We start from the raw sequence: 12035 nt of genomic DNA, 5'->3' as shown, positions 1-12035 counted from the left end.
CAGCAGACTGACTGTTGAAGAAACTTGACAAATTACGGTATTTGTTGTATACTGTAAAAAAATTGAGCGGCTGTTTTTCAAGCCGCTCCACAATATCGTTTTTTATCACTGTTGTTAAATTTACAGAAATTTTTTCGCAGGACCGCGGTTTTTATGGAATGTCCATAGCCGTTGTTCGTTTTTGACGGTCACTTTACGTTATGTGTTGTATAGGTCGTGCATGAGCATTGCTCCATCTTTGAATCCAGCTATATACATTTCGGATTGCATTTTTTCTTGGCACTGGTCTCGTAGTTCCATGATAATGTTAAATACTTCTTCCTGCTCGGACGATAATTGTTGAACCATCTGATCTGCCAGTATTAGCCACTGATTATGTAGCTTATCGTATTGGGGACTGTCAGAACTACATGCCTTGTTGCCGAATCTCATTGAATAGAGATTTTCAATCATTGCAACCCCTCCTTTCAGCATTACATGATACCACAAAAGCAGAAATATAGCTATTATCAGCGTACACAAATCTATCAAGTACAATTATAGCAATACAAACAAACAGCGGCTCAGAACTACAAAATCTGAACCGCTGTTCTCTTATTTCTTCATAACACTACTAAGCTGAACTAGTGGACTGTATCATTTAAATTTAATCTAACGAATAAAGGCTATATTTAATTGTTTAGCAAGTAAAGCAAGGCATTTGTTAAACATCAACGATACAGCACACTAGAGCCGGAGGGATGGCACTACACGATGGTGTGGTCTGCTACGCTGGGACTTCCTCTATTTCTTGTTTTTTTAATATCGATTTTGTATCTAAAAATCATATTTTATAAATGACCTGAAATGACATGAAAAATGTTTTTCGTTTTGTCCACTAAATATTCGTTTTGTGCATTGAATTCTGATGAAATTACTATTAAAATAAAAGAGTAGTTTACGATTAATAAAAGAAAATGCGTTTTCTTATAAATTACAAAAGGAGGAATATCCATGAAAAAAATAACATCTATTGTTTTGTCGGTTGCGTTGGCAGTGTCGATGTTACCAAATGTTGTTCAGAAAGAAACAGCAAATGCAGATAACCCATTAGCACAGAATGTTTACACGGCTGATCCAGCGCCAATGGTTTATGATGGCACACTATATCTTTATACAAGTCATGATAAAGATGGTTCGGATTATTTTTATATGCCGGATTGGCAGTGCTATTCTACCACGGATATGCAGAACTGGACTCACCATGGAACTGTACTTTCAGATACAGATTTTTCATACGCTGAAAAAGATACTGCATGGGCAGCTCAGTGTGTCGAGAGAAATGGCAAGTTTTACATGTATTGTCCGCTTTCAAATGCAGAAGGAGGAGGACGTGTTATAGGTGTTGCCGTTTCAGACAGTCCAACAGGTCCGTTTAAAGACGCTATTGGAAAACCTCTTTTAGGTCCAAACTGGGATTATATTGATCCGACAGTTTTTATTGACGATGATGGACAGGCCTATCTTTATTTTGGCAATCCTCAGCTTTATTATGTGAAACTCAATGAAGATATGACTTCCTATTCCGGAGAGATACAAAAGGTTGATATGAGTCAGGGTTTCGGTGTCAGCAGCGATACTGAAAGTCGTACAGGCGCTCTTTATACTGAGGGACCTTGGTTTTATAAGCGCAACAATCTTTACTATATGCTTTATGCAGCAGAGGGAATTCCGGAGAATATAAGTTATTCTATTAGCAGTTCTCCTACAGGTCCATGGACATATAAGGGTGTCATCATGCCCAAAGGCGAAGATGGGTCAGCTTTTACAAATCATTGCGGTGTAATTGACTATAAAGGTCATTCATACTTTTTTTATCATAATCAAAGACTTCCCGGCGGAGGCGGATTCACTCGTTCTGCTGCAGTAGAGGAATTTTCCTATAACAGCGACGGCAGTTTTCCTGTCATCAGGATGAGTAACGACGGACCTGAACAGCTCGAGGCTTTAGATCCATATGTACGAAATGAAGCTGAAAAGATTTGCTTTGAAGCTGGTATTGAGACAGAAAGTTGTTCTAATGGAGGCATGAATGTTGCCAATATTGAAAATGGTGATTATATTAAGGTATCTGGTGTTGATTTCGGTACAGGAGCTGAAAGTTTTACTGCAAGTGTTGCATCTGCAACAAATGGTGGGAAAATAGAGATACATCTTGATAGTATAGATGGACCGCTTGCCGGAACTCTTGACGTTCCCGGAACAGATGGCTGGCAGAATTGGGTGGAGCTTTCATGTGATATCAGTGGAACTGAAGGAAAGCATGACGTTTATTTCAAGTACATTGGCGGTGATGGTTATCTCTTCAACGTGGACTGGTGGAAATTTGAAAAAAATAATGCGGAAACTTCAACCGTTTCAAATCCTATCATTTGGTCGGATGTTCCTGATCTTGATGCTATTCGTGTAGGGGATACCTATTATATGGTCAGTACAACTATGTTTTTTAATCCCGGTGCTCCTATCATGAAATCTAAGGATCTTGTTTCATGGAAGATATGCAATTATGTTTATGATATTCTTGCCGATGGAGATGTACAGAATCTTAAAAATGGCAAAAACGATTATGGTTATGGACAATGGGCTTCAAGTCTGCGTTATCATAACGGAACTTATTATGTCTTCTTCGGAAGCTATGGAACCGGAAAATCATACATATATAAAACTAACGATATTGAACATGGTACATGGACGAAAACCGAATTGAATGGAATGTATCATGACGCTTCACTCTTCTTTGATGACGATGGAAGAAACTATCTTATTTACGGAGCAGGCGGTACAATTAGAGCTAAGGAGCTTAATTCCGAAATGACCGGCTTCAAGGAAGGAGGAGCTGATAAAGAACTGTTTTCAACAGGTCTTGACGGGCTCAGCGGAGAGGGTGCCCATATCCAGAAAATAGGAGATTATTATTATATTTTTCTTATTGCATGGCCAAGCAATAGCGGAAGAATAGAGCTTTGTTACAGAAGCAAGGATATTCTCGGAAATTACGAAGGCAAAACTATTCTTGACTCGGAAGGAGCAGCTCAGGGTGGTATTATAGATACTCCCGACGGAAAGTGGTATGGACTTGTCTTCAAGGATCATGGGGCAGTAGGACGTGTACCTGTACTTGTTCCGGTAACGTGGCAGAATGACTGGCCGATCATGGGTATAAACGGAAAAGTTCCTGCAACCGTTAAAATTAACGGCAGCTATAACGGTACTTTTCTTGCGACTGATGATGATTTCAGTTATGATTCAAATAAACTTGCTCTGGAATGGCAGTGGAATCATAATCCAGATAATACGGCATGGTCGGTAACCGAACGAAAAGGTTATCTTAGACTGAGAAATAAATCGCTTGCAACAAATATTCTTGATGCGAAAAATACGCTTACTCAGCGAACAGAAGGTCCGTTTTGCAGTAGTATTATAAAGCTTGATGCATCAAATATGAAAGCAGGCGATTATGCGGGACTTTCTGCTTTCCAGTATAAATACGGAAATGTGGGAGTTTATATTGCCGATGATGGTTCAAAAAAGATTTATATGGCTGAAAATGGCATTGCTTCAAGCGGAGGCGAGATTTCGGAAAGCTATAATAGAATCATTGAAGAAGTAGATATGACAGGAAACGAAATATATCTTAAAGTTGATTTTAAATTTAATGATGTTAATGGGAATAATATTTCGAATAATATTGATAAGGCTAATTTCTATTATTCCTATGACGGAAGTAATTGGATAAAAATAGGAAATGAATTGATCATGAGCTATGACCTGAAAATGTTCACAGGTTACAGAAGTGCAATTTACAGCTACGCCACAAAAACAACAGGAGGCTATGCCGATATTGATTCTTTTGATTATGAGCGTGCTGAATGGAATCAGCCAGAAGAGATAAAACCAAATAGTCTTGGCTGGTACTTTAGTAATGGTTTTGAAAACGATACGGAGGATTGGACAGGAAGAGGTACGGCAAATGTTGCTTCCAGCGCTAATACAGGATATGTAGGCAATCATTCTCTATTTGTTTCAGGCAGAACATCTTCGTGGAACGGAGCACAGAAAATTCTTAGCGATAGGGTTTTCAAGCCGGGAAAAGAATATAGCTTCAGCGTAAATGTGAAATCTGATTCAGAAAAAATCACTGATAAATTTTTTATGAAGCTTGAATATTCCGATGCAGATGGCAAAAAACAGTATGCTCCTATTGCAGAGGGAATAGCTGTAAAAGGAGAATGGATGCAGCTTTCAAATCCGAATTTCAAGATACCGTTAGACGCAGAAGATATGCATCTTTATATTGAAACATATGATAGTAATAACAACTTTTATATTGACGAGGCTATAGGTGCAGTCGGCGGGACAGGAATTCTTGGTGCGGGAGTGCAGAAATTTATACTTGGAGACATTAATTTTGACGGAGTTGTTGATGCTTATGATATGATACTTGCAAGACAAGGATGTTTAAGTAGTTTTGACAGTACATTGGCTCAGGCGGCTGCGGATGTTGATCAAAATGGTGTTTATGACAAAGCAGATCTTGTATTGATTCAGGATTTTATTCTTGGAATAATTAAAAAATTTCCGGTGGCTTGAATGTTGATAATTTAATTTGAGAAGGTTGTTAGAACTTGTGTTGATATGGAAGATGTGCGGATTTTCAAGTATAATTTTTCTGAAAAGACGTGTATAAAAAAGATATTGAACATGATTTGATACAAAATTAAAGGCAGTGTTGCATAGTAAGTGAGCAGCGCTGCCTTTTTTCTATAGTATGTTATTCTTTCTGCTATTGAAAATGATGCCGAACAGAATTATCTGATAGCTTGCAATGGCGGTGAGTATGAATATTTATAGGCTTTTAATATGGTTCGATGAAATAACTTTGAGAACCTGTCTTCACAAGCTAAAATCTGCGTAATAGGGTAGCAAAATTAGATATAATGCAGATATTTTCCTGATAAAAAGACTTGATCTCATAGTCTTTAGAAAGTCTTCTTGAGCCGTTAAACCAACTGAATGTACGCTCAACAATCCAACGAAGAGGCTGAATTTCAAACTCGTTTTTGATACGCGGAGAAATGTCCACAGGAAGATTATGAAACACCTCAAAGGTGTTCTTAAATGTTCCTCTATACCCTTGATCTGCACGCTCCTTTGATTGTCGGATAGCGATAAAGAGCCTTTTCAAAAGTATATACTCCGCCCTTGGTACCGTGAATATTAACTGCATGAACGTGAACGGCAAGAAGATTTTCCATAGTATCAGTTACTATGTGTCGCTTCCGTCCTTTTGTTTTTTTCCTCCGTCATATCCACGTTTTTCATTTGAATATGCTGTTTTGGTGCTTTGGGAATCAATCAGAGCATATGTTGGTGTTTCTGCTTTACCTTTTTGTCTTCGCACTTTTTTGACAAGTTCTTTTTGCAGCATATCCCATGTTCCACTAAGGCACGCACGACGATAAAAACTATATACGGTTTTCCAATTCGGAAAATTTTTGGGAAGATTTCTCCACTGGCATTCTGTTTTTACGAGGTACAATACTGCGTTAATTTGTTCTCTCCTCTTTTCTATGCTCCTGTACCCCTTCTGTTTTAACAGACGTCTTATCATTTCCCATTGTTTTTCGCTCATATCACTTGTGTATCTCATATTGCTATTATATCACTTTTTCCTTGTGAAGACAAGTTCTGAATTGTTTAGGAGTCATTCCGGTGCAGTTTTGAAATTGCCTTAAAAAATACCTGTCATCTTCGTAACCGCATTGATCAGCAACAGATGCAATGGGAATGTTGGTGGTGTATAATAAATATTTGGCTAATGAAATACGGCTTCTGATGCAATCCTGATGAAAACTTACTTTAAAGCATTTTTTATAAATTGTTCTGAGATGACCTGGGCTGAATGTATACTTTCTGCATATTTCGTCTGTTGACGGCGGTTTTTTTGAATTAAGATAAATCGAATTACGTATTTCCAGCATTTGCTTATAATGCTGAATCATAAATCTTTTACTGATCATTTCTATTTGTTCAGTTAAAGCAGAAAAATGTTTTTGTTTCATTTCATTATATTGCTCGGTGTTACACAAAGGAAAAATACTGTAAACATATGAATCCATTCCATAGTTGGAAATATACGTTTTGTGCTGAGTAATAATAGATTCTAATTTGTCGGCGGTTATATGTTTTGATTCAATGTTGGTTTTTACGAATAACAGGAAGGTCGAATCATCAATTCTTCCGCAACTATCGCATTTATGGTTTGTAATTTGAAGGATGGCATCAGTAATATCAAGCAACGATTGTATCTTATGTTTTTTATTAAAATCATCGTGAAACAGACAGGTTTTGAGCATAACAGAGAAAATAGTGCCGTTTTTATAATCGTCGTGCCTTAGGAGTTCATAAACTTTTTTCATTCCTGAGTCGTTTCTGAGAGAAGTCAGAGAGTCGAAGTTTTCAGTCATGGATTGACATTGCATCAGATAATTGATATCATGTTTCATTCTCAGAAATTCAAGTCCGTTTGCAACAGAAGTAATCCAGTTTCTGTATATATCGTCATATACATCTGATGAATTATATTGTAATACAATATATCCAAAAAGTCTTTCTTTGAAATGGAGTGGATTGAAATAGTATACGGCAGCTTTATTATTTTTATGAAATATTTCGCTTATGTAATATTGGCTGATTTGGAAAGGCGTATTATCTTTATCAAAAACAATACTGCGACATATGAGTGTATTTTTGTTTATTTCAGATATACTTTTATGCCAGCCGTCGAATAAACATAAAAAAATATTATCTACATTGCGTACAAGATATTGAAAACTTCCAAGCAACTTTATAAATTCCTTCAAGTTATGACATCCGATCAGATGCTGATTCATCTGACTGAGAAGATTCCACTGTTCGTATGTTGAATGCATACGTGCAAATTGCAGCTCTTCATTCATTGTTTTTTTCGAACAATTGCAAAAGCAGCTTGTTCCAGGCTTGAATAAACCTTTTGGGGAATGAATCTCTCCGCATTCGATGATTTGTAATTTGCTGAGTAATATTCTAACCGCATTTCTTCCAAGCTGTTCTCTGTTACGCTGATATGTAGTGAGCAAAGGCGAATGTTCGTAACGATTCCATGCATAATCGTATCCGGTAACAGCAAAATATTTACTGATATCTATGTTTTTTTCAGCGAATTCGTCTAATAACCCGTGAGCCATATAATCATTTGCGCACATTACTGCTTCAGGATACGGACTCTGTTCGCTGATGTATTCATTTGCAAGCTTACGTCCTGAAGACATCCAGAAATCTCCGTAAATAACTTTGCGGCTGTCAAAGGATATTCCATGTTTTTCTAGTGATTTTTTGTAACCGTTTAACCGAATCTGAGAACTCTGAATGTCGCTGGGACCGGTAAGGAATTCAATATTTGTAAATCCGTGATAATCTATAAGGTGATCTGCAATATACTCAATGTCACTTTCGTCATTTGTATCGATCAAAGTTGCATTGGGTAAGTCAAAATCAGAAATGAATGCTCCGCAAACAATGATAGGTATAGATTTTTGTTGAAGAAGATATTCACGAACCTTAGCTCTAGGTTTATCGCATCGGAAAGGTTCTGAAAGCACAATTAATCCATCAAATTCCTCAGAAAGGATTAGTTCGTATATCTGATTTTCATAAGGAAGCGGATAGTCCCAGCAATTTAAGTTGTATGTATTTGATATTACGGCGGTATCAATATTATGCAATTGTGCTTCTTTGACGATGCCTTTGATAATTTCACGTTGAGCTGAGCCGTTTACTTCTGCACCAATGACTCCAAATATCATTCTTTTTTTCATGTTTATAATCCGCATTTCTGCAAAAGGCACCAATGATGTTATGAAAAAGGTGCTTTCGCTGTGAGGTTTTGTATGCCATTTTGTTTTAAATGAATTACGCTTTGTTTTCAAACGTATCTCTGCTTTGTTAAAGATGAATATACTATACATTTTTATTAGAGCCTGTTCACATAAAAACAGCATCAAAAATCATGGCGAGCATGATAACAGAAAGAAAAACAACATCGAGTTTATCGTAACGAGTGCATACTTTTCTAAAACGCTTTAATCTCAAGAAAAAGCGTTCAACCTCATTACGGTGTTTGCAGAGTTCTTTATCATACTTCCAAGGGCCTTTACGATTCTTTTTTGGAGGTACAACAGGAATAAACCCATTTTCTGAGGCTAAAGTACGAGTTTTGTCATCTTCATATGCTCTATCCATGAGAAGATTGTGATTATCCTGCGAGCAGACTGTTTCAATAAGCTTTCTGCCCTCGGGAGCATCATGATGATTTCCGGGAGACAGGTGAAAAACAAACGCATATCGATCAAAAGCACAGCAAAGATGTAGCTTCGTTGTCAGCCACCTTTTGAACGTCCGATACTCTGAGTTTACGAGCTCCTGACGCATCAGGGTGAACCTTTATGCTTGTACTATCTATGCAAAGCACATCGGTTCTTATATCAATGATATTCATCTTCTGCATTTTTTCAAAGACTTTTTGGATAGTTCCGTTCTTTGACCATCTGTTGAATCGCATATATATCGTGTGCCATTTACCATACCTTTTTGGCAATGCCCTCCATTTGCAGCCGTTTTCTATCATGCATAGTAAAGCACAAAGAAATTGATAACTCGATATCTCAGCTGGTTTTCTTGTTATCGGCATTAAACGCTCTATTTTTGCAAATTGTTTTTTGGTTAATTTCATACCCTTATTTTATCATACTTTTTTGCTTTTGTAAAGCTTTATGTGAACAGGCTCTAGAATGTCAATATAAATCAAGTCGTTTTGTCCACTTTTTTTTCGAATTGTGAGTTGATATTGTATTCAATTTAAAATATAATAAAATTATAGGATATCATTTTGAAGTTGAGAAATAGGAAAGCACTGATTAAATATGGTGCACCAGATTTTTGTACAGGATGACGTGCCAAGCCGAAAGCGGTATTTAATCAGTGGTTCTCTAGGCAACGATAAATGATTTGTATACATCCATGCTACAGCTGATAGGGTAAACGATTTTCAGCATAACACATCTCTCGCAAATAATTTTTGAGAAATACGGGTATTGACTGCGTGCTCAATGAAAGATTGAAGCAGTATGTCTCTTCAAAGATAAGGTTACAGGGTTCGAACCCTGCTCATTTGTGTTAGAAAGAGAATCTGGCACACATAAAATTCGGTTCAGTGAATGCTGTTCACACTCACCTTAACGTGCTCTGTAATGTGCCTGTTTCCTCAAAAATATTATAAGAGACTGTTTGGTTCTTTGGTACGTCCTTTCGGCAAATTTTGCCGGCGACTGCGTTAAAAAATACTTGTAAGGCGACAGCCTTACTGCGGATTTTTTCCTTGTCCTCAGCATAATTATACTCGAAAAGCCGCACATAAAAAGATACTGAACAGGCTCTAACAAATTATTACTTGCTGCACCATATACTCGCACATAGGTTTCATTCTTTTGTGCCTTGTAGCGCAGCGGAAAGGAATGGTCATAAAATGAAATTTAAAAAACTGTTAGCATCTGTAATGTCAGGTGTTCTGGTATTTGGAATGCTGTCATTTAACGCTGTATTGGGCAACGGTGAAAAAACTAATCCGATACAGAAAGTGTTTGAAGACCTTTCATTAAACGCAGAACCAATTGATGTTTCTGCTGCAAGCAGTAATTTCCGACGTCCGATCAGCAACGAGTCTCCCGTATGGATAGTACATATCGATTCGTGGAATTACCCTGATCCTGAGAAAATTATTGACATTGTTCCGGAGGATGTTCTGCCGTATGTTGTTTTTAACCTTTCTCTGTCAATCAATTATAGTCCTACGGAACACAGGTGGCTGATGGTTCAAGACGGTATTGAATGTGCACGATCTTGGATGAAAGTCTGTGCGGACAAAGGAGTATGGACAATGATTCAGCCTGCGAGCGGCGGTCAGTGCCATTTCCCTGACTATGCCGCTGATTATGATCTAGATAATACGGTCTTCGGAGAGTTCTTCAGGGATTATCCCAACTTCATCGGATATAACTACTGCGAACAGTTCTGGGGATTTGACACTGAAGATTTTCCTGTAACATATCAGCAGCGTTATGATCACTTTGCCGCCCTCTTAAAGTTATGCAACAAATATGGCGGCTATCTGGACGTAAGCTGGTGTGAAAATCAGTGGGGGGTCAGCTCTTAATCCAGTTGCAATGCTGAAAACTAATGCCAACTGGGAAGAAGCATGCCGTACATATCCTCAGAACTTTATACTGGAAGAAAAATATACTCAGCCAGGTTATATTGCTGATGTTGAAAGCGAGGTATATGGTGCTTACATTTCAGGTTACTGCGGAAATTACGGCATACGTTGGGATGATACGGGTTGGTCGGATTATCCGTGGAACGGAGGAGATTTAGATCCCCAGAGTCACGAGCAGTATCGCCTTTCCACGAGTTTGCCAATATACTTTGAACGTATGGCGATGAACGGTATGACTGTTATCGACGGACCTGAACTTGTATGGAACGACTGCATTAAAGGTCTTTGGGACGGAACTGATGACGAAGGCTATAAATATCGTCGTTGGGATTTTTACGACCAGTGCAAAAATACAAATCTTGATCTAATGCGTAAATTCATTGACGGAACAATTCGTATTCCTAACAGAAAAGAAGTAATTGACAGAACAAAGGTTGTTGTTATTCAGGATGTGGACTCCGGAAGCAATGATGACAAGTACTGTTCGTATAAAACGCTTTTTGAGGGCTTATATCGTGCTGATAATGACGGAAATTATAAGGATAATCATAACCCCTTCAAGAGTACGGGACGTTATCAGACGATTCCAACTGTATATGGTCTTGCAGATGATCTGGCAAAATCAATTCCAGTACAGATAAATCAGTCAACAATAGCTTCACGCTGGAGCAGTATTTCTGACAAGCAGGCTGAATTTAACAAGCTTTATCCTGATTCCTATTACGCAAACTGCTATGTAGCAAATAATCAGAATACATGGCTTACTTACTACAACAACAAGGTAAGCGATGGTGACAGAGGTGCACAATTCAATTTAAAATACAACACTTGTAAAAGCCTTGATATCAAGCACCAGCTTTATGGTTCAGCACTAATCAATGAATATTCAGACCACATAAATGTATATCTGAATAATTATGATGAAGATGCATCAACAACTCTGAAAACAGAAAGCATTACAATTGCCGGTGCAAGTTCCAAACCAACATTTACAGCTGAAGATAGGGGCGTTAATCAAACAGCAAGTGTTATAACAGAAAGCTGGAGTAATGGTACGTACACGCTTACTGTTAAGCATAACGGACCTGTTGATATCTCTATAAAATGCTCAGGCAATGAGACGGGACGCCTTACTTCTTATCCGCAGGCTGTACAAACAGAACCTTCATTCCCTGCTTTCTACACCGGAGCACGTCAGTATGAAGGGGAAAATTTCGATCAAAAAAATATTGAAGAAAACGTTACGAACGGCTGTCGTACGGATGTTACTAAATTTCAGGGCATGGGATTTGTAAAATTCGGAACCAAGGATACTGCTGCCGTTAAGGATACTGTAAAAACTACAAAAGCAGGTGTGTTCAAATGGACGCTTCGCTATTCGGCAACCTCTGATGTTAATTGCGTGGATCTTTACGTAAATGGTTCTAAGATAAAAACGCTTTCGCTTCCAAAGGGTTCAGGATATGACGACTGGAAAACAATAAGCGAAAATATTAATCTCAATGTCGGAGAAAATAAAATTGAACTCAAGGCTAATTCAACTCTTCCCTGCTCGCTTTACATTGATAACTTTAAGGTCGAGGGAGATTTTGGCGATGCGGTAATTACAGTTGAGCCTCTTAACGGTAAGTTTATAAGGCAACACCGCACAATTGCCAAACGAGCAAAAATATGATATAATAGATAT

6 protein-coding genes and 1 pseudogene are annotated in these 12035 nt (G+C 37.9%); 3 read left to right on the top strand and 4 right to left on the bottom strand.

Translation table 11 applies throughout. From position 1 onward, the window contains the following. Positions 1-198: 198 nt before the first annotated feature. Positions 199-453, bottom strand: a complete 255-nt coding sequence (locus DXB92_RS12265) for a DUF6809 family protein (protein ID WP_117734093.1) — start codon at positions 451-453, stop codon at positions 199-201. A 540-nt stretch (positions 454-993) separates the two neighbouring features. Between DXB92_RS12265 and DXB92_RS12260 the strand changes: the two genes are divergently transcribed. After that, a complete protein-coding gene (locus DXB92_RS12260; RefSeq protein WP_117734092.1) occupies positions 994-4629 on the top strand; it encodes a family 43 glycosylhydrolase in 3636 nt (1211 codons plus the stop codon). A 676-nt stretch (positions 4630-5305) separates the two neighbouring features. Here the strand turns inward: DXB92_RS12260 and DXB92_RS12250 are convergent. The 3 genes and pseudogenes from DXB92_RS12250 to DXB92_RS12240 form a co-directional block, all read right to left on the bottom strand. Continuing rightward, on the bottom strand, positions 5306-5671 hold the full coding sequence (locus tag DXB92_RS12250) for a transposase (protein WP_187118451.1): 366 nt from the start codon (positions 5669-5671) through the stop codon (positions 5306-5308). A gap of 25 nt (positions 5672-5696) precedes the next feature. Next, positions 5697-8006 (bottom strand): substrate-binding domain-containing protein, encoded by a 2310-nt coding sequence (locus tag DXB92_RS12245; RefSeq protein ID WP_181977066.1) that lies wholly within the window; start codon positions 8004-8006, stop codon positions 5697-5699. Between the two features lie 55 nt (positions 8007-8061). Beyond that, a pseudogene (locus DXB92_RS12240) lies at positions 8062-8809 on the bottom strand (IS5 family transposase). Positions 8810-9601: 792 nt separating this feature from the next. Between DXB92_RS12240 and DXB92_RS14305 the strand changes: the two are divergent. Beyond that, positions 9602-10288, top strand: coding sequence for a glycoside hydrolase family 98 domain-containing protein (locus tag DXB92_RS14305; RefSeq protein ID WP_278277792.1), 687 nt, complete (start codon positions 9602-9604; stop codon positions 10286-10288). Then, positions 10260-12023 carry a glycoside hydrolase family 98 domain-containing protein gene (locus DXB92_RS14200; protein WP_278277791.1) on the top strand — a complete coding sequence of 588 codons (1764 nt, stop codon included), beginning with the start codon at positions 10260-10262 and terminating at the stop codon, positions 12021-12023. The genes DXB92_RS14305 and DXB92_RS14200 overlap by 29 nt, the downstream gene beginning before the upstream one ends. Positions 12024-12035: the final 12 nt, after the last annotated feature.

The sequence above is a fragment of the Ruminococcus sp. OM06-36AC genome (assembly GCF_003438725.1).
Taxonomy (GTDB): domain Bacteria; phylum Bacillota; class Clostridia; order Oscillospirales; family Ruminococcaceae; genus Ruminococcus_C; species Ruminococcus_C callidus.
This window is presented reverse-complemented; position numbering and strand designations above follow the sequence as displayed.

What these genes read in the sequence shown, in the direction of transcription:
- DXB92_RS12265 (WP_117734093.1), bottom strand. Translation starts at nt 453, where the DNA reads ATGATTGAAAATCTCTATTCAATGAGATTCGGCAACAAGGCATGTAGT.
- DXB92_RS12260 (WP_117734092.1), top strand. Translation starts at nt 994, where the DNA reads ATGAAAAAAATAACATCTATTGTTTTGTCGGTTGCGTTGGCAGTGTCG.
- DXB92_RS12250 (WP_187118451.1), bottom strand. Translation starts at nt 5,671, where the DNA reads ATGAGCGAAAAACAATGGGAAATGATAAGACGTCTGTTAAAACAGAAG.
- DXB92_RS14305 (WP_278277792.1), top strand. Translation starts at nt 9,602, where the DNA reads ATGAAATTTAAAAAACTGTTAGCATCTGTAATGTCAGGTGTTCTGGTA.